Annotated in this window: 19 protein-coding genes; 8 read left to right on the forward strand and 11 right to left on the reverse strand. The window is 63.7% G+C overall.

Translation table 11 applies throughout. The features are described from left to right. Positions 1-9 precede the first annotated feature (9 nt). Both KVO92_RS00065 and KVO92_RS00070 read left to right on the forward strand, forming a co-directional pair. Complete coding sequence (locus KVO92_RS00065; protein WP_217473627.1) at positions 10-1,026, forward strand: TRAP transporter substrate-binding protein; 1,017 nt, start codon at positions 10-12, stop codon at positions 1,024-1,026. Positions 1,027-1,093: 67 nt separating this feature from the next. After that, a complete protein-coding gene (locus tag KVO92_RS00070; RefSeq protein WP_217473629.1) occupies positions 1,094-2,113 on the forward strand; it encodes a LacI family DNA-binding transcriptional regulator in 1,020 nt (339 codons plus the stop codon). A 43-nt stretch (positions 2,114-2,156) separates the two neighbouring features. On the opposite strand, the gene KVO92_RS00075 is transcribed toward KVO92_RS00070, so the two are convergent. Further along, positions 2,157-3,068 (reverse strand): LysR family transcriptional regulator, encoded by a 912-nt coding sequence (locus KVO92_RS00075; RefSeq protein WP_217473630.1) that lies wholly within the window; start codon positions 3,066-3,068, stop codon positions 2,157-2,159. Between the two features lie 146 nt (positions 3,069-3,214). Here KVO92_RS00075 and KVO92_RS00080 point away from each other — a divergent pair, with 146 nt between their 5' ends. Next, on the forward strand, positions 3,215-4,441 hold the full coding sequence (locus KVO92_RS00080; RefSeq protein WP_217473632.1) for an acyl-CoA dehydrogenase: 1,227 nt from the start codon (positions 3,215-3,217) through the stop codon (positions 4,439-4,441). Positions 4,442-4,589: 148 nt separating this feature from the next. Here KVO92_RS00080 and xylB read toward each other — a convergent pair whose 3' ends face one another. The 10 genes from xylB to xthA form a co-directional block, all read right to left on the reverse strand. Next, the gene (gene xylB / locus KVO92_RS00085; RefSeq protein WP_217473633.1) at positions 4,590-6,113 is read right to left on the reverse strand and encodes a xylulokinase; all 1,524 of its coding nucleotides are present in this window, start codon (positions 6,111-6,113) and stop codon (positions 4,590-4,592) included. Between the two features lie 10 nt (positions 6,114-6,123). Then, entirely contained in the window at positions 6,124-7,602 is a 1,479-nt protein-coding gene (locus KVO92_RS00090) for a mannitol dehydrogenase family protein (RefSeq protein WP_217473634.1), read from the reverse strand. A gap of 105 nt (positions 7,603-7,707) precedes the next feature. After that, entirely contained in the window at positions 7,708-8,808 is a 1,101-nt protein-coding gene (locus tag KVO92_RS00095; RefSeq protein ID WP_217473635.1) for an ABC transporter ATP-binding protein, read from the reverse strand. Between the two features lie 47 nt (positions 8,809-8,855). Beyond that, positions 8,856-9,689, reverse strand: coding sequence for a carbohydrate ABC transporter permease (locus tag KVO92_RS00100; RefSeq protein ID WP_019339253.1), 834 nt, complete (start codon positions 9,687-9,689; stop codon positions 8,856-8,858). Between the two features lie 10 nt (positions 9,690-9,699). Further along, positions 9,700-10,644, reverse strand: a complete 945-nt coding sequence (locus tag KVO92_RS00105; protein ID WP_217473636.1) for a carbohydrate ABC transporter permease — start codon at positions 10,642-10,644, stop codon at positions 9,700-9,702. Positions 10,645-10,719: 75 nt separating this feature from the next. Continuing rightward, entirely contained in the window at positions 10,720-12,027 is a 1,308-nt protein-coding gene (locus tag KVO92_RS00110; RefSeq protein ID WP_217473637.1) for an ABC transporter substrate-binding protein, read from the reverse strand. Between the two features lie 301 nt (positions 12,028-12,328). Continuing rightward, positions 12,329-13,234 (reverse strand): AraC family transcriptional regulator, encoded by a 906-nt coding sequence (locus KVO92_RS00115; protein WP_217473638.1) that lies wholly within the window; start codon positions 13,232-13,234, stop codon positions 12,329-12,331. Positions 13,235-13,303: 69 nt separating this feature from the next. Beyond that, entirely contained in the window at positions 13,304-14,239 is a 936-nt protein-coding gene (locus tag KVO92_RS00120; RefSeq protein WP_217473639.1) for a carbohydrate kinase family protein, read from the reverse strand. A 108-nt stretch (positions 14,240-14,347) separates the two neighbouring features. Beyond that, positions 14,348-15,724 (reverse strand): substrate-binding domain-containing protein, encoded by a 1,377-nt coding sequence (locus tag KVO92_RS00125; protein WP_217473640.1) that lies wholly within the window; start codon positions 15,722-15,724, stop codon positions 14,348-14,350. Positions 15,725-15,806: 82 nt separating this feature from the next. Then, complete coding sequence (xthA, locus tag KVO92_RS00130; protein ID WP_217473642.1) at positions 15,807-16,619, reverse strand: exodeoxyribonuclease III; 813 nt, start codon at positions 16,617-16,619, stop codon at positions 15,807-15,809. 163 nt (positions 16,620-16,782) lie between these two features. Between xthA and KVO92_RS00135 the strand changes: the two genes are divergently transcribed. From KVO92_RS00135 to tpx, 5 genes are all read left to right on the forward strand, one after another. Then, complete coding sequence (locus KVO92_RS00135) at positions 16,783-17,421, forward strand: GNAT family N-acetyltransferase (protein ID WP_217473643.1); 639 nt, start codon at positions 16,783-16,785, stop codon at positions 17,419-17,421. 203 nt (positions 17,422-17,624) lie between these two features. Then, complete coding sequence (locus KVO92_RS00140; RefSeq protein WP_423836225.1) at positions 17,625-19,295, forward strand: autotransporter assembly complex protein TamA; 1,671 nt, start codon at positions 17,625-17,627, stop codon at positions 19,293-19,295. 41 nt (positions 19,296-19,336) lie between these two features. Next, entirely contained in the window at positions 19,337-22,984 is a 3,648-nt protein-coding gene (locus KVO92_RS00145) for a translocation/assembly module TamB domain-containing protein (RefSeq protein ID WP_217475375.1), read from the forward strand. Positions 22,985-23,381: 397 nt separating this feature from the next. After that, entirely contained in the window at positions 23,382-24,734 is a 1,353-nt protein-coding gene (locus KVO92_RS00150; protein ID WP_217473646.1) for an alanine/glycine:cation symporter family protein, read from the forward strand. A gap of 49 nt (positions 24,735-24,783) precedes the next feature. Then, entirely contained in the window at positions 24,784-25,287 is a 504-nt protein-coding gene (gene tpx / locus KVO92_RS00155; RefSeq protein ID WP_217473647.1) for a thiol peroxidase, read from the forward strand. The last annotated feature ends 27 nt before the right edge of the window (positions 25,288-25,314 follow it).

Genomic DNA, 25,314 nt, shown 5'->3' on the forward strand with positions numbered 1-25,314 from the left:
TACGTCAGCATGAAACGTTTCTTCATCGCGGCCCTCGCCGCCACCACCCTGACCAGCGCCATCACCGCGGTAACCGCACAGGCGGCAGATGACATTCGTCCGCGCATGATTCGCTTCGGTTACGGCCTCAATGAAGACAGCAACCAGGGCCGTGCAGCCAAGGTTCTTGCCGAGGAAATCGCCAAGGCCTCCGATGGCAAGCTCAAGGTCCGCACGTTCGGCTCCGCCAGCCTGGGATCCGATGACCAGATGCAGAACGCGCTGATGGGCGGCGCCCAGGAGATGATGGTCGGCTCGACGGCGACCCTGGTGGGTGTCGCCAAGGAGATGGCCGTCTGGGATACGCCGTTCCTGTTCGAAAGCGAGAAGCAGGCCGACTACGTGCTCGACGGTCCGGTGGGACAGAAGGTCATGGATGCCCTGGAGAGCAAGGGTCTCGTCGGCCTGGTCTACTGGGAAAACGGCTTCCGCAACCTGACCAACAACGTGCGTCCGGTCGAGACGATGGAAGACTTCAACGGCATCAAGCTGCGCGTCATGCCCAACCCCGTGTTCATCGATACCTTCAAGCAGATGGGCGCCAACGCGGTGCCGCTGCCGTTCTCCGAGCTGTTCACCGCGCTGGAGACCAAGGCTGTGGACGGTCAGGAAAACCCCTACAACACCATCCTGTCGTCCAAGTTCTACGAGGTGCAGAAGTACCTCAGCGTCACCAACCACGTCTACAGCCCCTGGATCGTCACCGCTTCCAAGCGCTGGTGGGACGGCCTGTCGAAGACCGAGCAGGACATCATCATGGACGCGGCGAAGAAGGCTCGCGATTCCGAACGTGAAGACACCCGTGCCGAAGCCCGCGAAGCCCTGGCGAAGATCAAGGAGCACGGCATGCAGGTCAACAAGGTCAGCCCGGAGCAGATCCAGCGCATGCGTGAGCAGGCCAAACCGGCAATCCAGACCGTGGTCGACACGGTCGGCGAGCCGCTGTTCAACGAAGTGCAGGCCGAGATCGAGAAGGCTCCCAAGTAACCTGGCGCGCCCCTTCGGGGGCGCCGTCCCGTTGTAGAATCTCCGCCCCTTACCGCTGGAACCTGCTATGAGTTCTCGTCGTCGCCGTTCACTGGAGCGGGCCACGTTATCCGACGTCGCTCGTAGTGCCGGTTGTTCGCTGATGTCCGCTTCGCGTGCCTTGTCGCAGCCCGAACGGGTTTCCGATGCGCTGCGTGAGCGCGTGATGGCAGCGGTCAAAGCGCTGGGCTACGTGCCGCACACCGCCGCACGCAACCTGGCGAGCGCGCGATCGAATCTGGTCGCGGTCATCATCCCGTCGCTGTCGAACGCCGTGTTCGTCGACACCGTCGAGGCGATTCAGCGGGTCCTCATGCCAGCCGGTTATGAACTCATGATCGGCGTCAGTCATTACCATCCAGACGAGGACGAGCGGCTGTTGCGTGCCTATCTGGCGCATCAGCCGGCAGGCCTGCTGGTGACTGGCTTCGAGCGCAGCGATGCCGCGCGCGAGCTATTGGGCAGCTATTCCAGCCCGATCGTGACGCTGATGGAATTGAGTGACACCGAGGAAGAGTATTGCGTCGGCTTTTCCCAATACGATGCCGGCGCGGCGATGACACGCAAACTGCTCGAACGCGGCTATCGGCACATTGCCTTTGCCGCCGCTCAGCTCGACCCGCGCACCTTGCAGCGTGCCGAGGGCTACCGAAGCGTCATGCGCGAGGCGTCCCGCTACGACGCTGCGCTGGAGCTGCTGACCCCGCAGGTTTCATCCATTGGGCTTGGCGCTGAGTTGCTCGACCGCTTGCTGGCACAGCATCCGCAGATCGATGCAGTCTTTTTCAACAACGACGACCTGGCGCTGGGTGCGCTGTTTCGTGCGCGTCAGTTGCAACTGGCCGTCCCGCAGCGCCTGGCCATAGCCGGCTTCAACGATCTGCCGGCGGCAGCCTGGATGAATCCGGCGCTGACCACGGTACGCACGATCCGTGGCGAAATCGGCATGCTGGCCGGGAAGATGCTGCTCAGCCTGATGCGTGGCGAGGCACCGCCGCAACGGCGCATCGATGTGGGGTTCGAAGTGGTGATGCGCGACAGCGCCTGAACCGGCGCGGCGCGTGTTGCACGTGCCGCCATTCACCCAGCGATCAGTCCGCCTGTTGCGCCGTCACCTGTTGGGCGATTTCGATCATCTGCTCACGCATCCAGCGGTTGGCCGGATCCTGGTCGGTGCTTTCGTGCCAATAGATGTGGGTTTCCAGCGGCGGGATGTCCACCGGCAGGGGAATCTGGTGCAAATCGTGGCGACGGGCGAAACGCTCCGGCACGGTAACCGCCATGTCGGTCTGCTGAATTACCTGGGTGGCCATCATGTAGTGCTGCGAACGCAGCGCGATCTTGCGCTGCTGGCCCATCTTGCCAAGCGCCAGATCGACCATGCCCAGCCCGCTGCGACGGCTGGAGATATGGATATGCGACAGCGACAGGTACTCGTCGACGCTGAGCTTGTCTTTGGCCAGCGGGTGGCCGCGGCGCATGGCGCAGACGTAGCGGTCTTCCAGCAGTTTGACGTGGCGCACCTGCGGATCGGTATTGAGCGGGGCATCCATGGCGAAATCCAGGCGGCCGGCGGCGAGTTCCTTGGTGGTCTCGCGGCGTTTGGCGAGCATGCTCTCGATCTTGACGTTGGGCGCCAGCCGACGCAGGCGCTGGAACAGCGGCGGCAGCACCACGGCCTCGGTGAGGTCGGTCATGCTGATGCGGAAGGTCTTGTTCGCTTGCAGCGGGTTGAAGGTGCGGCTTTCCTGAACCGAGACACGTAACAGCTGCAGCGCATTACGTACCGGCCCGATGATGTTCTGTGCCATCGGCGTCGGCACCATGCCCTGCGCGGTGCGGACGAACAGCGGGTCATTGAAGGTCTCGCGCAGGCGTGCCAAGGCGTTGGAAACGGCCGGCTGGGTGATGCCGACGATCTGTCCCGCGCGGGTCAGGTTCGCCTCGGTGTAGATCGCGTCGAAGACAATGAATAGATTCAGATCGACCTTGTTCAGGTTCATTGTTGTGCTCTCTGGCGTGTATCGGAATTCGCCGATCATATATCGGTGATGAATGTTTATACACGAGGAAAATAGCTTAGATAAATCCATAAGCCTCCTCTAGCATTCAAAATTACAAAACATTACCTGCCAGAAGGTTATCACCCATGGATTTCGCCTACTCCCCGAAGGTTCAAGAGCTGAGAGAGCGCGTGCAAGCGTTCATGGATGCTCACGTCTATCCCGCCGAAAAGGTCTTCTATCAGCAGGTCGCCGAGGGTGACCGCTGGCAGCCGACTGCCATCGTCGAGGAGCTCAAGGCCAAGGCCAAGGCAGAGGGCCTGTGGAATCTGTTCCTGCCGGAATCAGAACTGGGCGCGGGCCTGACCAACACCGAATATGCGCCCCTGGCGGAAATTATGGGCAGCTCGGGCCTCGGCCCGGAAGCCTTCAACTGCTCGGCACCGGATACCGGCAACATGGAAGTGCTGGTGCGCTACGGCAGCGAAGCGCAGAAGCGCGAGTGGCTGGAACCCCTGCTGCGTGGCGAAATCCGCTCGGCCTTTGGCATGACCGAGCCGGGCGTGGCCTCGTCGGATGCCACCAACATGGAAGCTCGCGCGGTACGTGAAGGTGACGAGTGGGTCATCAACGGTCGCAAGTGGTGGACCTCGGGTGCCTGCGATCCGCGCTGCAAGATCATGATCTTCATGGGGCTGACCAACCCGGATGCGCCGCGCCACGCCCAGCATTCGATGATCCTGGTGCCGATGGACACCCCCGGCGTGAAAGTGCTGCGGCCGCTGCCGGTGTTCGGCTACGACGACGCGCCGCATGGCCACGCCGAAGTGCTGCTGGAAAACGTACGCGTGCCGTATGACAACGTCATCCTCGGCGAGGGCCGCGGCTTCGAGATCGCTCAGGGCCGCCTCGGCCCAGGCCGCATTCACCATTGCATGCGTTCAATCGGCGTGGCCGAACGTGCGCTGAAACTGATGTGCGAACGCGCCGTCAGCCGTACTGCCTTCGGCAAGCCGCTGGCGCGCCTGGGTGCCAACTTCGATTACATCGCCGAGTGCCGTATCGAGATCAACATGGCGCGCCTGTTGACGCTGAACGCGGCATACATGATGGATACCGTCGGCAACAAGATCGCCGCCAGCGAGATCGCGCAGATCAAGGTGGTCGCGCCTAACGTCGCGCTGAAGGTCATCGACCGCGCCATTCAGATCCACGGTGGCGCCGGTGTTTCCGAGGACTTCCCGCTGGCGCATTGGTGGGCGATGCAGCGCACGCTGCGCCTGGCCGATGGCCCGGACGAGGTGCATCGGGTCGCCATCGCGCGTCACGAGCTGGGCAAGTACGTGCCGCGTGAGGCGCTGCGTAGCCGCTAAGCCGTTCACTATCGGGCAACAGTTGAAAGCAAAGCCACGCGAGTGGCTTTGCTTTTTTTTGTCCAGGTATCGGCAGCCGCCGGGTCATTCGCGTGGGAGTACGAACCGACGAAGCGCTGGGATCTCCGCCAAGATCGCTCGGCGTTTTCTAGGGCACTACTGTGCGCAGATCCGGCGGCGTTTGTTGACCATGGGTGTCGATGACCAGTCGCCGATAGCGCCGATAGGCCTGTTCATAAGCCCGGACCGATTGCGCCTGCGGCTCGACCGCTGTGCCTTCATCGACCCGCACGCAGCGCGCGCACAGCGCCGCGAGACTTGCGATGGGGTTGCTCTGTCGCGCATGGCACCACGCCGCCTGTATTGCGCCGCCCAGCGCCGCGGCTTCGCTGTGGGTGGTGCAGACCACCGGGGTTTCCATCACGTCGGCGACGATCTGGCGCCACAGTGGATTCTTCGCGCCGCCGCCGATCAGCTGGATGCGCTCGCTGCGGATGCCGCTTTCGCGCAGCAGGTCCAGGCCATAGCGCAGGCCGAAGGTCACGCCCTCGACGACGGCCCGGCAAAGGTTCGCGCGGGTGAGGTTTTCGGTGGTCAGGCCGTGCAGGCTGGCGCTGGCCTGGGGCAGGGCGGGAACGCGCTCGCCGTTGAGGAAAGGCAGCATGCTGATGCCCTCGCAGCCAATCGGGGCCTGCGCGACGAGTGCGTTGAATGATTCGAGATCGAGCTGCAGCAGGTCGCGGATCGCGGCGTTGGCGTTGGTCAGGTTCATGGTGCAAATCAGCGGCAGCCAGCCGCCACTGGACGAGCAGAAGGTGGCGACTGCTGGCTGCGGGCTGATGCGCGGCGCGTCGGAATAGGCGTACAGCGTGCCGGAGGTGCCGAGGCTCATGGTGATGGCGCCGGGGCGGATGTTGCCGGTGCCGATAGCGCCCATCATGTTGTCGCCGCCGCCGCTGGATACGATGGCGTCAGGGTTCAGCCCCAATTGCTCGGCGATCTCCGGGCGCAGCCGGCCGACCGCTTTGTCCGGCTCGATCAGCTCGGGCAATGCGGCCTCCAGCCGACCGCTCGGGTCGATGTGGCGCAGGATGCCGAGGTCCCACTCACGCGTTTGTACGTTGAAATAGCCAGTGCCGGAGGCATCGCCGTACTCGGCGCAGGCGCGCCCGGTGAGCCAATGATTCAGGTAATCGTGGGGCAGCAGGATGTGCGCGATCCGCTCGAAGCGTGCGGGGTGCTGCGCCTTCATCCACAAGAGTTTCGAGACGGTGTAGCCCGGCGCGATGACGACGCCGAGGCGCTCGAGCGAACCCTGTTCCCCGCCCAGCCAGTCAAGCAGTGCGGCGTTTTCCGTAGCCGATTCCGTGTCGCACCAGAGCTTGGCCGGGCGCAGTACCTGGCCGTCGCGGTCGAGCGTGACCAGCCCGTGTTGCTGCCCGGACACACCGATGCCCAGCACCTCGCGACCGTCCACTCCGGCCTCGGTCAGGGCCGCTCTCGTCGCGGTGGCGAACGCGGTCGTCCATTGCGTAACGTCTTGCTCGCGGCGGCCATTGGCGCCGCTGATGAGCGTGTGCGCCGCCGAGCCCTGGCCCAGCACGCGCCCGCTGGCGGCGTCGAGCAGCAATGCTTTGGTGCCCTGGGTGCCGCAATCGATGCCGAGGTACATGGGGCCGTCCTCAGCGTGTCAGCAACAGATCGAGCGTGCCGCTGACGCCGAGCGTCCGCAGTCGCAGCAGGTTGCGCTCGAACGCGTCACGAAATGCCGGGGACCGGCCAATCTGCGTCCCGAAGATTTCCTCGCGCCCCAGCAGCCGCTCGGCGAGTCCTTCATCGTCCTCTACCAGCGACTGACAGAACGCGGCGCGCGGGTCGGGGATGCTGTACGAGGTTCCGTTCTCGTCGACGCCTTTGAGGTACAGCGCCCAGGCCGCGACGACCAGTGCCGCGCGGTCCAGCTCGGCGTTATCGGCAATCAGTCGATTGATGGTGGGCACGGTGAACTTGGGGAACTTCGATGAGCCGTCCGAACAGACCCGCTCCAGCTGATCGGCGATGGCACAGTTGGAGAAACGCTCGATCAGCGTCTGCTTGTACGCGGTCAGGTCGATACCCGGGACCGGCGCCAGTTGCGGCGTGACGTCCTCGTCCATGTAGCGGCGGATGTACTCGACGAACAGCGGGTCGGCCATGGTCTCGTGCACGAAGCGATAGCCGCGCAGGAACCCGAGGTAAGTCAGCGCGAGGTGGCTGCCGTTGAGCAGCTTGATCTTCATTTCCTCGTAGGGCGCGACATCGTCGGTGAACTGCACGCCGACCTTGTCCCAGGCTGGCCGACCGGCGACGAACCTGTCCTCCAGCACCCATTGCACGAAGGGCTCGCAGACGACGGGCCAGGCATCGTCTATGCCGTGCTGCTGTTTGAGGTCCTTGCGGTGTGCGGCGCTGGTCATCGGCGTGATCCGGTCGACCATGGCGTTGGGGAAACTGACGTTCTGCTCGATCCAACCGCCCAGCTCGGCATCCACCCGTTTGGCGAAGGCCAGGGTTGCCTTGCGGGTGACGTCACCGTTGTGGGGCAGGTTATCGCAGGACATTACCGTGAAGGGCCCCGTGCCTTCGCCCCGGCGCCGGGCGAGCGCCGCGCAGATCAGGCCGAAGACGCTGATCGGCGCCCGTGGATTGGCCAGATCATGCTGGATCTGTGGCAGCGCGGCGTTGAACTCGCCGGTGCTGTCGTCCATGCAGTAACCGCCCTCGGTGATGGTCAGCGAGACGATGCGGATGGCCGGGTCGGCGAGCCTGGCGACTACTGCTTCGGAACCGTCCTGAGTCACAAGCAGCATGTCGCGGATGCTGCCGATCACGCGGACCTCGGTGTCTGGGCGGTCGTCGAGTTCGACCAGGGTGTAGAGGTAATCCTGCGAGGCCAGCGCATCGCGCATGGAGACCTCGTCGGCGCGGGTGCCGATGCCCCAAATACCCCAATCGAGTCCTTCACCGGTGTTCATCAGCGCATCGGTGTAGGCCGCTTGATGGGCGCGATGAAACCCGCCGACCCCGATGTGTGCGATACCGGCCGTGACCGACCCGGGCGAATAGGACGGGCGAGCGATGTGCGCCGGCAGCTGCGGCAGGTTCTGTTCATTCAACTTCATGTCAGGCCTCGCTGGGCGTGAAAAGGGTAAAAGCCGGCGGCGTAATCGCTGCCGTGATGGCAGCGATACGTCGGCGAGCGGGTTGTTGCTGGATCGGTCTGGCGGTCAGGCGACCTGTTGCAGCGGTTGGCCGACGGCCAGTCCGTTGCGATCGAACAGGTGGCAGTGCGCGGCCTCCAGGTCCAGGGTCAATGGCTCGCCATATCGCGGCGTGAAATCGCCACGGATGCGCATCGTCAGCGGCTCGCCGGTGCGGGTGATGACGTGGCAATAGGTGTCGCTGCCCAGTCGCTCGCTGACATCGGCCTTGACGGTCAGCTGGCAATTGCCTTCGCTGCCACGGTTCAGATGCTCCGGACGAATGCCCAACGTAACCGGGTCGCCCACCGCCAGCGCGCCGCCCCGTGGCAGGTACAGGCGGCAGCCGGCTTCCAGCTCGACTTCAACGCCTGCAGCGTCGGTCCGGCTGATACGACCCTTGAGGAACCCCATTTTCGGCGTGCCGAGAAAGCCGGCGACGAACAGGTTGGAGGGGTGGTGGTAGAGCTCCATGGGCGAGCCGACCTGTTCGATGCGCCCGCCATTGAGCACTACGACCTTGTCCGCCAGGGTCATGGCTTCGACCTGATCGTGGGTGACGTAGATCATCGTGGCCTGCAGCTCCTGGTGCAGGCGCGACAGCTCCAGGCGCATCTGCACGCGCAGTGCCGCGTCGAGGTTCGACAACGGTTCGTCGAAGAGGAAGACTTTGGGGTTACGTACGATGGCGCGGCCGATGGCGACACGCTGGCGCTGACCGCCGGAGAGCTGGCGCGGTTTGCGTTCGAGCAGCGGCTCCAGCTCAAGTGTACGGGCGGCGGCTTCGATCTTGCGGGCGACTTCCTGCTTGTCGGCACCGGCCAGGTCGAGGGCGAAGGACATGTTCTTGCGCACCGTCATGTGCGGATACAGGGCGTAGGTCTGGAACACCATGGCCAGGTCACGCTTGGCCGGGCTGAGGTCGGTGATGTCCCGGCCATCGAGCTCGATGGTGCCGCTGCTGACTTCTTCGAGCCCGGCGATCAACCGCAGCAGGGTGGACTTGCCGCAGCCGGACGGGCCGACGAAAACGACGAATTCACGGTCGCGGATGTCCAGGTCGATGCCCTTGATGATCTCGTTGCCATCGAAGCCTTTCTTCAGGTTGTGGATCTTCAGGTCTGCCATGTTCGAATCCTCTGTTGTTCTTGTCGGTCTTGTTGATACGGCGGCGGTTACTTCACGGCGCCGAACGACAGGCCACGGACCAGCTGCTTCTGGCTGATCCAGCCGAAGATCAGGATGGGCGCGCAGGCGAGGGTGGAAACAGCCGAGAGCTTGGCCCAGAACAGCCCTTCGGGGCTGGAGTAGGAGGCGATCAGCGCGGTCAGCGGCGCGGCGTTGGACGAGGTCAGGTTCAGCGACCAGAAGGCCTCGTTCCAGCACAGGATCAGTGACAGCAGCATGGTGGAGGCGAGGCCGCCCTTGCTGATCGGCAACAGTACGCGAAGCATTTCCTGCATCAGCGTAGCGCCGTCCATGCGCGCGGCTTCGAGGATGTCGCGGGGGATGTCCTTGAAGTAGGTGTAGATCATCCAGACCAGGATCGGCAGGTTGATCAAGGTGTAGATGATGATCAGCACCGCACGGCTGTCGAGCAGGCCGAACTGCTTGGCCAGGAGGTAGATCGGCACCAGCACGCCCACCGGCGGCAGCATCTTGGTCGAGAGCATCCACAGCAGGGTGCCCTTGGTCCGCTTGGTCTCGTAGAAGGCCATGGAATAGGCGGCGGGAATGGCGATCAGCATGCCCAGCGCGGTGGCGCCGAAGGAGATGGTCACCGAGTTCCAGGCGTACTTGAAGTAGCCGCTGCGGTCCTGGATGTGCAGGTAGTTCTCCAGCGTCGGCGTGAAGATGAACTGCGGCGGCGTGGCGAAGGCGTCGATCTCGGTCTTGAAGCTGGTCAGGATCATCCAGAAGATCGGGAAGAACAGCAGCAGCGCCACGGCCCAGGCGAGCAGCCCGACCACCAGGGTGTTGAGGCGGCGACTTTGTTTGAGCGTCAGCATCGGTCTGTCCTCAGTATTTTTCGGTGAGATTCTTGCCGAGCATGCGCACCAGGATGATCGCCGCGATATTGGCGATCACCACCGCGATCAACCCGCCGGCCGAAGCCATGCCGACGTCGAACTGCAGCAGCGCCTGGTTGTAGATCAGGTAGGCAAGGTTGGTCGAGGCGTAGCCGGGGCCACCGCTGGTGGTGGTAAAGATCTCGGCGAAGACCGATAGCAGGAAGATCGTTTCGATCATCACCACCACGGCGATGGGGCGCGCCAGGTGCGGCAGCGTCAGATGCCAGAAAATCGCGATCGGGCCGGCGCCATCGAGGCGGGCTGCTTCCTTCTGCTCCTGATCGAGCGACTGCATGGCGGTCATCAGGATCAGGATCGCGAAGGGCAGCCATTGCCAGGAGACGATGATCACGATCGAGGCCAGCGGATGCTGCGCCAGCCAGTCCACCGGCTGCGCGCCGAAGAACTTCCAGACCGCCGCGAGAATGCCCGAGACCGGGTGATAGATCAGGTTCTTCCAGACCAGGGCGCTGACGGTCGGCATGATGAAGAACGGCGAAATCAGCATCACCCGGACGATGCCGCGGCCGGCGAAGTCCGCAGCTTCGAGCAACGCCGAGATCAGCACGCCCAGCACCACGCTGATCAGCAGCACGCTGCCGACCAGGATCAGGGTGTTGATCATGCCGGGCATGAAGCCGGCGTCGGTCAGGAAGTACTCGAAGTTTTCCAAGCCGACGAAGTCGTTCTCGCCCGGATAGAGCAGGTTGTAGCGAATCGTCGAGAAGTAGACGGTCATCGCCAGCGGTACCAGCATCCACAGCAGCAGGAGCGCAACGGACGGGCTGACGAGGAACCAGCTGGGTCCGAAGCGTCGCGGCTGGCGCGTAGTGGGCTCGCTTGCCGTGTCGGTAACGGAGGCCTTGGAAGAGGCTGTCGAGAGGGTAGCCATGGGCGTGCTCCGGCTGAAAGGGACCAGTGAGGGCTCAGGTGAGCCCTGTCCGGTGGACGTGCCTAGGTGGGATGCCTATTTGGGATAGCCGGCGCGCTTCATCTCACGCGACGTCGATTGCTGCACCGCGGTGAGCATCTGCTCGACCGGCATCTGCCCGGTCAGCGCGGCGGAGAACATCTTGCCGACCTGGGTGCCGATGGCCTGGAACTCGGGGATGGTGACCAGCTGAATCCCGACGTAGGGCACCGGCTTGGCCGACGGCGAGGCGGGGTCAGCCTGCTTCAGCGATTCGAGGGTGATCTTGGCGAACGGCGCGGCGGCCATGTACTCGTCGCTGTAGGTCGATTCGCGGGTGCCCGGCGGCACGTTGGCGACGCCGTCGGTCTTGGCGACGAGCTCGGCGTAGTCTTTAGAGGTTGCCCAGGCGGCGAAGGTCTTGGCGGCGTCCTTTTGCTGCGAGCTGGTGGGGATTGCCAGCGCCCAGGAGTAGAGCCACGCCGAACCCTTGTCGGTCGTTTCATGCGGGGCGAAGGTAAAACCGACCTTGTCGGCGACCTTGCTCTGGGATTCGTCGGTGACGAAGGAGCCTGCCACCGTCGCATCGACCCACATCGCGCACTTGCCGCTGTTGAACAACGCCAGGTTCTCGTTGAAACCGTTGCTCGATGCGCCCGGCGGGCCGTACTTGCCAAGGGTGTCGACATAAAACTTGGCCGCTTGGGTCCATTCCGGCCCGGTGAATTCCGGCTGCCATTGCTCATCGAACCAGCGCGCCCCGAAGGCATTGGCGATGGTGGTGACCAGCGCCATGTTCTCGCCCCAGCCGGCCTTGCCGCGCAAGCAGATGCCGTACTGGTCTTCGCCCGGCTTGTGCAGCTTCTCGGCGAACTGCGCCATCTGCGTCCAGGTGGGGTGCTCGGGCATTTCCAGGCCGGCCTGCTCGAACAGGTCGGTGCGGTAGTAGGTCATCGAGCTTTCCGCGTAGAACGGCAGGGCATACAGGGTGCCGTCCACCGACAGCCCTTCGCGCACAGAGGCGAAGACATCATCGAGGTCGTAGCTGTCGGGCAGGTCGGTCATCGGCGCAAGCCAGCCCTTCGCGCCCCAGAGCGAGGCTTCGTACATGCCGATGGTGAGCACGTCGAACTGGCCGCCCTGGGTGGCGATATCAGTGGTCAGGCGTTGGCGCAGCACGTTCTCTTCCAGCACCACCCAGTTGAGTTTGATATCCGGGTGCTGCTCTTCGAAGGTCTTGGACAGGCGCTGCATACGGATCATGTCCGCGTTATTGACCGTTGCGACGGTCAGGGTTTCGGCAGCCTGGGCCAGGCCGAACGAGGCCATGCAGGCGGTGCCGAGCAGCAGGTGTGAAATCTTCATTCCTGGACTCCTCTTCCGCGGCAGAGCAGCGGAAGTCGCTTATTGTTTTTGTTGTTGCCCGCGTCGTACGGCTACGGACGTCTCGCAGGCATTACAACGCTGGCGGCAGCAAGGCGACAAAGCCCTGACTACACTTCGTTCGATACTTTTTTGCACTGCATCTGGATGCGCACGGTGTCCGGCTTAATGCCGGTTCTGACAGGGCGGGACGCTCAAGCATGGGGTTTCTACGCGTGCTGGCGACTCCGGATGCACGGCTCGAGGGGGATAAGGGGAATAGCGGGCGGCGGCCGGAAGCGTATCAGCTGGCGAGGTTCTGCTCGGTCAGTCGCTGCTGCACCAGGCGGCGGTAGCAGGACGGTGTCATGCCCTTGAGCTGCTGGAAGCGGCGGTTGAAGTTGGACAGGTTGTTGAAACCCGATTCGAAGCAGATGTCGGTGACCGGCTTGTCTTGGTCCAGCAGCAGCTCGCAGGACTTGCTGATGCGCAGGCTGTTGACGAACTCGACGTAGCACCGCCCCGTTGCGCGTTTGAAGAAGCGCGAGAAATAGGTGGGCTTCATGCCGAGGTGGCCAGCGACCTCTTCGAGCGGCAATTCACGCATGTAGTGGTCGAAGATGTAGTTGACCGCCATGTTGGTGCGATCGGCGTGGTGCTCGTCGCTCAGTTGCGCCGCGGTCGCACCCGAGAGCAGCTGGTAGTCATCACATCGGGCCAGAAGCTCGAGCATGATCAGGAAATAGCCGAGGCGGGTGGCGCCGCGGCTGTCGGCGATTTGCTGCATCAGCTGTCTCGCCTGGGCGATGGTCTGCGGGCAACGAAACTCGATGCCATAACGTGAGCGTTCGAGCATGGGCGCGAAGCTGCGCAGTTCCGAAAAGACGTTGTGGCCCGCCTCGAAGAGTTCGTCGGTGAAGTTGACCAGCATGTCGCGCTTGGTCACTACCTCGCCGTCCTCGACCTGGCTGATCCAGTTGTGTGGCAGGTGGGGGCCGGTCAGGAACAGGCTGTCCGGGCCGAAGTTGCCCACATAGTCGCCGACGAAGACCTTGCCGGAGCTGGCGACGATCAGGTGCAGCTCGTACTCCTTGTGGTTGTGCCAGCGCACCAGCGGGCAAGGGAAGCCGTGCTCCCGGTAGATCAGCGAGTTGCCATGATGGTCGTCCATCAGTTCATAGGATGGATCGTTGATCCTCAGCGCTTTCATGCTCGGTTCCGGCGTCCTTGTTTTTTGTTCCCTTGGGTTATAGCCGTTCACGCCGTTGCGGCCAACCGCTCAGGCAAATTCGTATCGGTGCGGCAGGTCCGGACCTCGCCGGGAGCAGGTAATGGCCGCTGCCTTGACTGCGAAGGCCAGCAGCGCCCGCGCCTGCTCCTGCGTGAGGGTGGTCAGCGCGGCTGGCGAGTCCAGTTGATGGGCGTGCAAATGGCTGAGCAGGGCGGCCTGAAAGGAATCGCCAGCACCCACGGTATCGCACAGGGTAATGCGGTGCGCCGTTTCGTGGAGTTCACCGTGCTGCCGGCTGAACAGCTGAGCGCCGGCCGCGCCGCGTGTCAGCAACACCAGCTCGCTGCCACCGCTCAGCCAGCGCTGGGCAATGCGCTCGGGGGCCTCGCCGGGGTAGAGCAGGGCGAGATCTTCATCGCTGACCTTGATCAGGTGAGCGCGCTCGGCGAAGGCCTCGATCCGCTCACGCCAGCGCTGCACATCGGGCTCCACGTTAAGGCGGATATTCGGGTCCAGCGAAATCAGCCGGCGTCCGCTTTCGCGGCGAACCAGCTCCAGCAGCGTGTCGGCGATCGGCGTGGTGACCAGCGAATAGGAGCCCACATGGATGCCGCGAACCTCGTCGCCAAGGCTGCCAAGATGCTTGTCGTTCGGCAGCCGATCGGCGCAGCCTTCGCCGCGGAAGCTGTAGCTTGGAACGCCATCGGCGTTCAGCGCCACCATGGCCAGGGTCGTCGGTGCATCGAAGGGCACGAGATAGCGCCCCTCGACCCCTTCCTCCTTGAGCACCTGGCGCAATTGCTGCCCCATGGGATCGCTGGAAATACCGGTGAACAGTGCGCACGGCGTCCCCAGCCTGGCCAGTCCGACCGCCACATTGAAGGGTGAGCCACCGGCGATCGCCTCGAGCGTCAGACGGTTGCGAGCGCTGCCGGCGGGCGTCATGAACACGTCGAACAGGGCTTCGCCACATACCAGATACATAGGTCGTTCCCGCGCTGAATATTTCCCAGAGCTTAGTCGCGACCCGGAGTCGGGGAACAGTACGAGGCAGGCAGTCGACTGATACGATTTTGCCGATCGCGCGGCGTTTCAATACACCCAGACCTCGACTCGCCGGTTCTTGATGCGCCCGGTTTCGCTGTTGGACGCCACCGGTAGTTGATCGCCCAAGCCGCGGATGTCCTTGACGAGTACTCCGCCACGCGACAGCTCGCGCCGCACCGCCATGGCGCGTAGCTTCGACAGCAGTTCGGTGCGCGTCGAGTCGCCTTTTGCGTCGCCAAAACCCACCAGTACCGCGGCATCCATGGTTTTGTCGGTGCGTCGCAAATAGTCGATCAGGCGCCCGATGTCGCGCTGGGCTTTGTTGTCCAACTGAGCGCTGCCTTCATCGAAACGGAAGTTGACCGTGAGCCGCTGAGCCTCCCTGGACAGGGCCTGGTAGAGCGGCGGCATGGCGGGCTGAGGTGGAAGCTGGATGGCGTTGATGGTTTGCGCAACGTAACCGGACTGCGCCACGATGCTTTGCCCGGCAGTGCTGTGTACGAAGTCGAGGTAGGCACGGGTCCAGTCCGATTGATGGCCTGGGTCGGCATAGAAGAACAGCCGCCGGGACAGGGGATAGTCTTCGGTCGCGACCAGGGCGGTAGAGGGCGGCATCGGCTGCGAGTCGCCATCGGCTATCGCCAGGGCTTTTGATGTGCCGACCGACGCGAGGCCGACGAAACCGATCGCACCGGGGCGGCTGCTGACTTGTTTCGAGAGCTGGTCATTGGACTCGTAGCGCGCGGCATCATCGGCCAGCGTCTTGTGCTCCCTGCCCAGCACCAGTTCCTTGAAGGTGTCGTAGGTACCGGACTGGTCATCGCGGGCGTGCAACTCCACCGCGAGATTCTCGCCGCCCAGTTCCCGCCAGTTGGTTATTTCGCCCGCGAACAGGCGCGCGACCTGCTCGACGCTGAGCGAGGCGATTCGGTTGCTCGGGTGAACGATGATGGCCAGACCGTCGATCGCGATGACCTGTTCAGCCTGAGCGCTGCGCAAGTCGCCGAGCGCGGCAAGGCTTTGCCGTTCGCTGTCCTTGATGGGGCGGGAGGCGGCGGCCAGGTCGGCGGAACCGTCTTTCAGTCCGGCAAAGCCGGTGCCTGTTCCGTGGGCGGCGACCAGTGCGTGGATCGATCGACCGCTGCTGTCGATGGCACTGATGCGCTGTTCGTTGTCACGTCCGGCCGGGGTGATGCGTACCGAACCCATGCCCTGTGCTTCGAACATCCCGGCAATCAGCATCGGTGCCAGTTTTGCCCCTACGGTATTCGATCCCTGTATGCGCAGCACGGCTTCGCTGTCGTCCTTGGCAGCGGTCGCGGCCATGACGCCGTCGACGATCGCGCCGCTGACGATCAGGCCGAGCAATGCCAGGCGCAGCGCCCGTTTTCCCAGGGTGCGTACGGACGCGGTACATGCCATGTAGCGACTCTCCCTTTTTAAGAAGCGGAGAGATTAAGACGCTTTGGTTACCGTCCCGTGACAGTGCGCCGCCAGCGTGCGCTTAGCTGAGGGCGATCCAGACCGGGCAGTGGTCCGAGGGCTTGTCCATGCTGCGGATGTCGTAATCGACGCCGCAATCGGTGACCCGCTGATGCAGGCCGGCGGTGGTCAGGATCAGATCGATGCGCAGCCCTCGACGCGGATCATCCTCGAAGCCGCGGCTGCGGTAGTCGAACCAGCTGAAGCGATCGACCACCTCGGGATTGAGCGTTCGGAAGCTGTCCTGCAAGCCCCAGTTCTTCAAGCGTGCCAGCCACTCGCGTTCCTCCGGCAGAAAGCTGCACTTGCCGGTCCGTAGCCAGCGTTTGGCGTTCACGTCGCCAATGCCGATGTCGCAGTCTTCGGGGGAAATGTTGAAGTCGCCCATGACCGCAACCGACTGGTCGGGTGTGAAGCGTTCTTCGAGCAGCGCCTGGAGGTCGGCATAGAACTTGGTTTTGGCGGGGAACTTGGTGGGATGCGCGCGGCTTTCGCCTTGCGGGAAATAGCCGTTCATCACGGTCACCGGCTCGCCATTGCCGTCGGCGAATCGGCCCCAGATGAAGCGCTTCTGCGATTCCTCGCCGTCGCCGGGAAAGCCCTTGTGGATTTCCAGCGGCGCCTGCCGGGACAGCAGGGCAACGCCGTAATGGCCCTTCTGGCCATGGAAGTGCACGTGATAGCCCAGCGCTTCGATTTCGGCCTGCGGGAACTGCTCATCCGCGACCTTGGTTTCCTGCAAACCGATGACGTCGGGTTGATGCTTTTCGATCAGCGCCGCCAGTTGATGAGGCCTGGCGCGTAGTCCATTGATATTGAAGGAAACAATTTTCATGGCTGCCGCCTCTGGGAAAAACCGGGATATTAATCGTTTCGCGCGATCCGGCGCGAATCCTAACGGGAAAGCTGGCGCTGTTCCGCACTGAGGCGGCGCGAGTGCAGGGCTGGTGCTAACGTGAAATCAGCGCTTACACCAGAAGAACCAGAAGAGAACCGTCATGCCGATGCCTGCTGAAGTACGCCTGCTGGACAGTGGTTACGCCAGGGAAGCCCGCTCACTGCTGTACAACGCTTATCGACACGAGCCCACCTTCGCCTATCTGTTCGAAGCCGATCGACCCGGTTACGACCAGCGCGTGCGGGCGACGATACGCGAGCTGGTCAATCAGCACCTGCTTCAGGACCAGCCTGCACTGGGCTTGTTGGTCGATGACCGGCTCATCGCCGTGGCCTTGATCGCCCCGCCGCAGCGTCGGCTGGATGTCACCGAGAGCTGGGCCTGGCGGATGCGCATGTTGTTGACCGCCGGGTTCCGCTGTACGCGGCGCTATCTCGACTACCATGCGGCCGTGCTGGGTTGCCTGCCACCGGGGGCGTTCCATGTGCTGCCGCTGATGGGCGTCCACCCGCAGTTCCAAGGGCAGCATTACGGCGAGCAGCTGCTCGAGGCGCTGCATAACTGGTGCGCGGGCGACACGGCATCGCAAGGCCTGGTGATCGACACGGGTAACGCTCGTTATCTGCACTTCTACGAGCGTCAGGGCTATGAGGACATCGGGCAGGTGGCGATCGGCCCGGTGGTCGAGCATGTGTTCTTTCACCCTGCGCCGCGCCGAGTCGAAGCCCGCGGCGGCTGAAGCCGAATTTTGCACAGGCCGCGCAGTCCAACCGGTGGATGCCCGACGAAGTCCCTCCCAATGTTCTGCCTGATGCCGCTCCCAACAAGACGCACACGGCGCAGCCAGCCCGAGCGCCGGTGCGCGTCGTGCTAGCATCGCCCGCTATGCGCTTATCGTTTTTTTGTCGACTCCTCGTGCTCGGCACCAGCCTGCTCGCCTCCATGGCGGTCCGCTCGGCGGAACTCGATGTGATTATCGAACCGTCCAAGCGCGCCCTGCGCGAGAACGTCGAGAACTATATCGGCAGCCTGGGCGATCGTGACGAGCAGGAGCTGCTGCGTTACAGCCGCATTGCCCAGCAACAGGCAGAGAAAGCGTTACAGGCGCTGGGCTATTACCACGGTCAGTTCGACATCGATGTCTCCGGTGGCGAGAACCCGCGAATGACCGTGCGCATTCAGCCTGGCGAACCGGTTCGCCTGCGCAACGTCACGCTGCGCGTGGAAGGGCCTGCTGCCGAACTGAGCCGCTTCAGGGTGCCGCGCAAGGTGCTCAACAGCGGCGACGTGCTCAACCACGGCCGCTACGAAGAGGCGAAGCAGCAGATTCTCAACCAGGCCTCGCGCTACGGTTTCTTCGACGGTCGCTTCCAACGCCAACGGCTGGCCATCGACCCTGCGGTGAATACCGCGGACGTCGAGCTGGTGTTCGTCAGTGGCCCGCGCTACGTCCTCGGGGATGTACGTTTCGAAGGCGATTCGCCCTTCGATCCCGATCTGCTGGCCCGCATGGTGCCGTTCGACGCCGGCACGCCCTACGACTCGGAGCTGGTAGCGGACCTGACCCAGGCGATGCAGTCGAGTGGCTATTTCGAAGGGGTTCGGGTCGACGCCAATCCGGCCAATGCCCAGCAGCAGCGCATCCCCGTGGCGGTACAGCTGACCACGCGCGAGCCGCGAACCCTGGGACTCGGCCTGGGATTCTCCACCGACGTGGGGCCGCGCATGCGTTTTGACTTCCTGCGCCACTGGGTCAACGCCAAGGGCCACAGCTACGGGCTGGAATCCGAGCTGTCGGCGCCGCGCCAGAATATCGGGCTCTGGTACGACGTGCCGCTGGACCCGCCGCTGACCGACAAACTGCGCTATGCCGCCGGCTATCAGTTCGAGCAGCTGGCCGACAGCGACAGTCAGAGCAAGCTGCTGACGGTCGGCCCCGAGTGGCACCGCAAGCTGCCCAGTGGCTGGAAGCGCGTCTGGGCGCTGAAATGGCGCCATGAACAGTACGAGCTGGGTGATGACGCCGGCATCAGCACCTTGCTGATGCCCGGAGTCAGCTACAGCTATCTGCGCAGCGACAACCGAATCGATCCCAGCCGTGGTTATCGCCTCGAGTTCGAACTGGCCGCCGCGAAGGAAGGACTGCTGTCCGATGCCGATCTGATTCACGCGAACACCACGATCAAGGGCCTGATCACGCTCGCCGGGCGCCACCGCTTCCTCGGGCGGGTGCAGGTTGGCGGCAACTGGACCAACGAATACACCAATGTGCCGCCGTCGTTGCGCTATTTCGCCGGGGGCGATCAGAGCGTGCGTGGCTACGACTACCAAAGCCTTTCGCCGACCAATTCGGACGGCGACAAGGTGGGCGGTCGCTATCAATTGGCGGTCAGCGCCGAGTATCAATACGCGCTGACGGACAAGTGGCGCGTCGCCTCCTTCATCGACCAGGGCAATGCGTTCAACTCGCTGGAGCTGCCATCGTTGAAGAGCAGTGTCGGGCTGGGCGTTCGCTGGGTGTCACCGGTTGGCCCGATCCGCATCGACCTGGCGCATCCGCTGGATGACGAGGGCGGCGTGCGGCTGCATTTCTCCATGGGGCCAGAGCTTTGAGGCGAACCCTGAAGGTCTTCGGCTGGGCATTACTGGGCCTGATGCTGCTGGTGTTGCTGATCGCCCTCGCGGCGGGTGCGGTACTGGGCACCACCGCCGGCAGCCGCTGGGTGCTTGGCAAGGTACCCGGCGTGCAGGTCGAGGATTTTCGCGGGCGTCTCGCCGGCCGGTGGCAGGCGCAGCGGCTGGTGTGGGAGCAGGACGGTAGCCGCGTCGAGGTGCAGTCGCCGCATATGGACTGGTCACCGCTGTGCCTGCTGCGCCTGGCACTTTGCGTCGATGAGCTGGTAGCGGGCGATATCGAGCTGCAATTTCCACCGGCGGCCGAGGACGATAGCCCGAACGAGCCGTTCAGCCTGCCCGAACTCAAGTTGCCACTGGAGCTGCGTGTCGAACGCGTGCAGATCGGCAACCTCCGATTGAATGGCGTCGAACAACTCCAGGGCTTGCAACTGCGCGCGAACTGGCAGCGGCAGGGCCTCGACATCAATGCGCTGGAACTGCGCCGCGAAGACCTGATCCTGGACCTCAGCGGCCAGCTTCAACCCAATGGGGAATGGCCGTTGAGGCTGGCCGGCACGGCGGCGCTGCGCTCGCCCGATGGGCAACCCTGGGCGCTGAGGATCGCCATCGATGGCGAGCTGCAAGAGCACCTGATGCTGAACGTCGAAAGCCAGGGCTATCTGGACGCCAAGCTCGGTGGTCGGATACGCCCGTTGGAGCCCTCATTGCCGGCGAAACTGGGGGTGGTGGTCGAGCGCTTCAAGGCATCCCCAGCGCTGCCCGATGCCCTGCGGCTCGAGACGCTGGAACTGACCGCCGAAGGCGACCTCGACCAGGGCTACCGGGTGGTCGGCGACGGCCGCCTGCAGGGGGAGGGCGGCGCGGTCGGTCTCGCCTTGAACGCGCTGGTCGACGCGGCGCGTGCGCAGATCGACGCGCTACAACTGGATGCTGGCGCCGACCAGCGCATCGACATCAGCGGGCAGGCCAGCTGGCAGGATGGGCTGACGGCCGATGCGCAATTGGCGTGGCGCGATTTCCCCTGGCGTCGGCTGTACCCGGACGTGGACGAGCCGCCCGTGGCATTGCGCCGTCTGGATGCCGAGATCCAGTACGACAACGGCAACTATCTGGGTAATTTCGATGCGGCCCTGACGGGGCCCTCCGGCGACTTCAGCCTGCAAAGCCCGGTCAGCGGCAACCTCGAAAAGGTCCATCTACCCCAGTTGGAGTTGCGTGCCGGCCAGGGCAGGGCCAGCGGCAACCTCAGCCTGGGGTTCAGCGATGGCATCGACTGGAGCACCCGGCTTACGCTGAGCGAGCTCGATCCCTCCTATTGGGTTGCCGAGCTGCCCGGTCAGCTTGGCGGCACCCTAGAAAGCCGCGGCGTCATGCGCGGGGAGCAGCTGGAGGCGCAGGCGCAGCTGGATCTCGATGGCCGGCTGCGCCAACAACCCCTGAGCCTGCAAGTGGAAGCAAGCGGGCAGGATGCCGCGTGGGACATTCCGCGTCTCGATCTGCGTCTGGGCGACAACCGGATTCAGGGCCAAGGACGCTGGGCCGACTCGGTACAGGCGAATCTCGACCTGGACCTGACTCGGCTCGGACAGCTCTGGCCTGATCTACGCGGGCAACTGGCCGGGCACCTTGCCGTGAGCGGTACGCCGCAGGCACCACAGGGCGAGCTGGTGCTCGAGGGCAGCAAGATCGCCTTCCAGGACAACGGCGTGAACCAGCTGCAGTTGACGGCTGACTTGGGCGCGGATGAGCGTGCCCGGCTGCGCTTGACCGCTGACGGGCTGCAAGCGGGCGACACCGATCTGGGCCAGTTGCAGGTCAGGGCAGCGGGCACGCGGCAGGCGCATCAGGCCGAGCTGGATCTGCGTGGCCCGCTGCTGGAACTGTCCATGGCCCTCGATGGCGCATTGCGTGGCGACGATTGGCGAGGTCGGCTGGTGCGCGCCGAATTGGACGCCAAAGAGCAGCATTGGTCGCTGCAACAGCCCGCGACATTGGAGCGGCTGGCCAGTGGACGTGTCACCTTTGGCGCGCACTGCTGGGCCTCGGGGCCTGCCACGCTCTGTGCCGAATCCCAGCGGCTGCTGCCCGATCCCCAGCTGCGCTACAAGCTGCGCGATTTTCCGTTGCAGTCGCTCTCCGCCTATCTGCCCGACACGCTGGTCTGGCAGGGCGAGGTCAATGCCGATTTGTCCGTCGATTTGCCGAGTAGCGGCCCCAGCGGACACATTCGAGTCGATGCCGGGCCGGGTACGCTGCGTATCCGCGACGGCGAGCAGTGGCTGGCGTTTCCTTACCAAACCCTGGCGCTGGACAGCGAACTGACGCCGCAGCGAGTCGACAGCCGTGTACGTTTCGAGGGCGGTGAGCTGGGCGAGCTGGACCTGCGTCTGCAGGTTGATCCGCGGTCCGAGGCGAAGGCGATCGCCGGCAGCTTCCGTTTAAGCCGTCTCGACCTGTCGGTGGCCAGGCCCTTCATTCCCCAGGTCGACCGCCTGAGTGGTCAACTCAACGGGACCGGCGAGCTGTCCGGCACCCTGAACCAGCCGCAAGTCAACGGTGAGTTGCAACTGAGCGATGCCGAGATTGCGGGCAGTCAGTTGCCGGTCAGCTTCGAGCAACTGCAACTGCGAGCGCTGATCGAAGGTGAGCGTGTACGCGTCGATGGCAACTGGCGCAGCGGCGAGCAGGGGCAAGGGCGCATTGCCGGCACGCTCGACTGGCGCGATGCGCTGGATCTAGACCTGCGGGTGAGCGGCACCCGGCTGCCGGTGATCGTCGAGCCTTACGCCGAGCTGGAGGTCGAGCCGGACTTGCGCGTCGAGCTGGCCGACGAGCAACTGGCGGTAAGCGGTAAGGTGCGCGTACCGCGCGGGAAGATTACCGTGCGTGAGTTGCCGCCCTCGACCGTGCGGGTGTCCGAAGATGCGCAGATCGTTGGCGAGGAGGCCGAGCAAGCGCAGACGCCGTTGGCCATTCGCATGGACATCGATGTGGAGGTGGGCAAGGACCGCCTGCGCTTCAGCGGCTTCGGTCTCACGGCTGACCTGGTCGGCCATTTGCACATCGGTGATGACCTGGACACCCGTGGCGAGCTCAATCTCAACAACGGTCGCTATCGAGCCTACGGCCAGCGCCTGACGATTCGCCGTGCCCAGTTGTTGTTCACGGGTGTGCTGTCACAACCGTTCCTGAACATCGAAGCCATACGACGGATCGAGTCGGACAACGTGATTGCCGGGCTTCGTATCACCGGCAGCGCCGAGCAGCCCCGGGTGGATGTATTCGCCGAGCCGGCGATGAGCCAGGAACAGGCCTTGTCCTATCTGGTGCTTGGTCGCCCGCTGGGTGCCGAAACCGGCGATAACAACCTGCTGGCGCAAGCGGCACTGGGGCTCGGGCTCGCCGGTAGCTCATCATTCACTGGGAATGTCGCTCAACGATTGGGCATACAGGACTTCCAGCTCGACACCGAAGGGAGCGGTGCGGATACGAGCGTGGTGGCCAGCGGTCGCCTGACCGATCGATTGACGTTGCGCTATGGCGTTGGCGTGTTCGAGTCGGCCAATACCATCGCCCTGCGTTATCAACTGACCAAGCGCATTTTCCTCGAGGCCGCCAGCGGACTCGCCAGTTCGCTGGACATCTTCTACCGCCGAAATTTCTGAGCGGCGTCGCGTTCCCGCACATTAAAAAATCGCACTGAATGGCTGGCGGTAGCGCGCCGCTGGACTACGCTGACTGAGTTTACGTAACCGGTAACCCAACGCTGGGGCAAGTTCGCCGTCCGCGGGGTGCCGGATGTGGCGAATGCCGCTGTAAACGGTGCCGCGCCAAGCGCTTGCAGTGGTGGTAGGATCGCTCGGTCGCATCTTGCATGGCGGCTGACGCAAGGCTCTAGCATGAGTTTTGCAGGTTACCGGTAGTACCCAGCACATGAGGTCGGGGTCACTGCCGAGTCGCTTCGTAACGGTTGGGGGAGGGCGTTCGTACGTCGTGCTTCACGCCGCTCGGTGCGGGCCGCTCGGGCAAGGATGTCTAACATAATTAATAAGGGTGCCTTGAATGGAATTCCTGCAAAACCTGGTCAATAGCGTTAACGGTCTCGTCTGGGGCCCTCCCATGCTGGTGCTGATTCTGGGCACTGGTCTCTTCCTGATGACAATGCTCAAGTTCATGCCACTGGCGCGTATCGGCACCGGCTTCGCGCTGATCTGGCGCGGCCGCACGAAAGGCGACGAGGAAACGGGCGAGATCAGTCCGTTCCAGGCGCTGATGACCTGCCTGGCCGCAACGGTCGGTACCGGCAACATCGCGGGCGTGGCCACGGCGATCTTCCTTGGTGGCCCTGGCGCGTTGTTCTGGATGTGGTGTACCGCACTGGTGGGCATGGCGACCAAATATTGCGAAGTGGTGCTGGCGGTGCATTACCGCGAAAAAGATGACCGTGGCGAGCACGTCGGTGGGCCGATGTACGCCATCAAGAACGGGCTCGGCCAGCGCTGGGTATGGCTGGGCGGCGCTTTCGCCATCTTTGGCGGCCTGGCCGGGTTCGGTATCGGCAACATGGTGCAGGTCAACAGCATGGCGCTTGCGCTCGAGGCTACGTTCTCCGTGCCGCTTTGGGTCACTGGCCTGGTCACCATGCTGTTCGTCGGCCTGGTCATCCTGGGTGGTATCAAGCGCATCGGCGCGGTTGCCGCGGCATTGGTGCCGTTCATGTGCGTCGCCTATGTCATCGCAGGCATCGTTGTGCTGGTGGTCAATGCCGCTGAGATTCCGCATGCGTTCGAACTGATCTTCACCCACGCCTTTACCCCGATTGCAGCCACCGGTGGTTTCGCTGGTGCGGCGGTGATGGCAGCCATTCGCTTTGGTGTGGCGCGCGGTATCTTCTCCAACGAAGCCGGGCTGGGTACTGCTGGTATCGCTCAGGCTGCCGGTACCACCAACAGCTCGGTTCGCTCCGGCCTGATCGGCATGATGGGCACGTTCATCGACACGATCATCATCTGCTCGATCACCGGCCTGGCCATCATCTGTTCCGGCGTCTGGACAGGCGGCGAAAGTGGTGCGGCGCTATCGGCTGCCGCTTTCGAGTCGGCCATGCCGGGCGTTGGCGGCGCGCTGCTGACGATCGCGCTGGTGGTCTTCGCCTTCACCACCATCCTTGGCTGGAGCTATTTCGGTGAGAAATGCTGGGAGTTCATGGTCGGAACCAAAGCCATCTGGCCGTTCCGGGTAATCTGGGTGCTGGCTGTGCCCTTCGGCGCGATCGCCCAACTGGATTTCGCCTGGCTGCTGGCCGATACGCTCAATGGCCTGATGGCGATTCCCAACCTGGTATCGCTGTTGTTGCTGAGCCCGGTAGTGGTCAAGCTGACCAAGGAGTATTTCGCTCGCAACCAGGCGGCGTAATCAATCCGGGCGGCAGCTGACGCTGCGGCCCACGACCTCAGGAGTTGATATGACTGAAGTAACCCTCAAAGGTAACCCCATCCAGGTTGCCGGTGCGTTCCCACAGGCGGGGCAGAAGGCCAAGCCGTTCAGTCTGGTTGGTGGTGACCTGGCTGATGTCACGCTGAGCGGCTTCGCTGGCAAACGCAAGGTGCTGAACGTTTTCCCGAGCATCGATACCCCGACCTGCGCCACCTCGGTGCGCAAGTTCAACGCCCAGGCCAACGACCTGGCTAACACCGTCGTGCTGTGCATCTCTGCCGATCTGCCCTTTGCGCAAAAGCGCTTCTGCGGCGCGGAAGGACTGGAGAACGTGGTCAACCTGTCGACCATGCGTGGACGTGATTTCCTCGAAGACTACGGCGTGCTCATCGCCTCGGGGCCCCTGGCCGGTGTGGCGGCCCGTGCGGTGATCGTGCTGGACGAGCAGGATCAGGTGCTGCATAGCGAGCTGGTGTCGGAAATCGGTGCAGAGCCGAACTACGACGCTGCGGTCGCGGCGCTGAAAGGCTGAAGCTGACGGCTTCCGTAAACGATAGGA

It is taken from the genome of Stutzerimonas stutzeri (assembly GCF_019090095.1).
Taxonomy (GTDB): Bacteria; Pseudomonadota; Gammaproteobacteria; order Pseudomonadales; family Pseudomonadaceae; genus Stutzerimonas; species Stutzerimonas stutzeri_AN.

Coding starts and splice junctions, on each gene's coding strand:
- KVO92_RS00110 (WP_217473637.1), bottom strand. CDS start 12,027: ATGAAGATTTCACACCTGCTGCTCGGCACCGCCTGCATGGCCTCGTTC.
- KVO92_RS00125 (WP_217473640.1), bottom strand. CDS start 15,724: ATGGCATGTACCGCGTCCGTACGCACCCTGGGAAAACGGGCGCTGCGC.
- xylB (WP_217473633.1), bottom strand. CDS start 6,113: ATGTACCTCGGCATCGATTGCGGCACCCAGGGCACCAAAGCATTGCTG.
- KVO92_RS00135 (WP_217473643.1), top strand. CDS start 16,783: ATGCCGATGCCTGCTGAAGTACGCCTGCTGGACAGTGGTTACGCCAGG.
- KVO92_RS00105 (WP_217473636.1), bottom strand. CDS start 10,644: ATGGCTACCCTCTCGACAGCCTCTTCCAAGGCCTCCGTTACCGACACG.
- KVO92_RS00080 (WP_217473632.1), top strand. CDS start 3,215: ATGGATTTCGCCTACTCCCCGAAGGTTCAAGAGCTGAGAGAGCGCGTG.
- KVO92_RS00140 (WP_423836225.1), top strand. CDS start 17,625: ATGGCGGTCCGCTCGGCGGAACTCGATGTGATTATCGAACCGTCCAAG.
- KVO92_RS00100 (WP_019339253.1), bottom strand. CDS start 9,689: ATGCTGACGCTCAAACAAAGTCGCCGCCTCAACACCCTGGTGGTCGGG.
- xthA (WP_217473642.1), bottom strand. CDS start 16,619: ATGAAAATTGTTTCCTTCAATATCAATGGACTACGCGCCAGGCCTCAT.
- tpx (WP_217473647.1), top strand. CDS start 24,784: ATGACTGAAGTAACCCTCAAAGGTAACCCCATCCAGGTTGCCGGTGCG.
- KVO92_RS00150 (WP_217473646.1), top strand. CDS start 23,382: ATGGAATTCCTGCAAAACCTGGTCAATAGCGTTAACGGTCTCGTCTGG.
- KVO92_RS00120 (WP_217473639.1), bottom strand. CDS start 14,239: ATGTATCTGGTATGTGGCGAAGCCCTGTTCGACGTGTTCATGACGCCC.
- KVO92_RS00075 (WP_217473630.1), bottom strand. CDS start 3,068: ATGAACCTGAACAAGGTCGATCTGAATCTATTCATTGTCTTCGACGCG.
- KVO92_RS00090 (WP_217473634.1), bottom strand. CDS start 7,602: ATGAAGTTGAATGAACAGAACCTGCCGCAGCTGCCGGCGCACATCGCT.
- KVO92_RS00070 (WP_217473629.1), top strand. CDS start 1,094: ATGAGTTCTCGTCGTCGCCGTTCACTGGAGCGGGCCACGTTATCCGAC.
- KVO92_RS00065 (WP_217473627.1), top strand. CDS start 10: ATGAAACGTTTCTTCATCGCGGCCCTCGCCGCCACCACCCTGACCAGC.
- KVO92_RS00095 (WP_217473635.1), bottom strand. CDS start 8,808: ATGGCAGACCTGAAGATCCACAACCTGAAGAAAGGCTTCGATGGCAAC.
- KVO92_RS00115 (WP_217473638.1), bottom strand. CDS start 13,234: ATGAAAGCGCTGAGGATCAACGATCCATCCTATGAACTGATGGACGAC.
- KVO92_RS00145 (WP_217475375.1), top strand. CDS start 19,337: ATGCTGCTGGTGTTGCTGATCGCCCTCGCGGCGGGTGCGGTACTGGGC.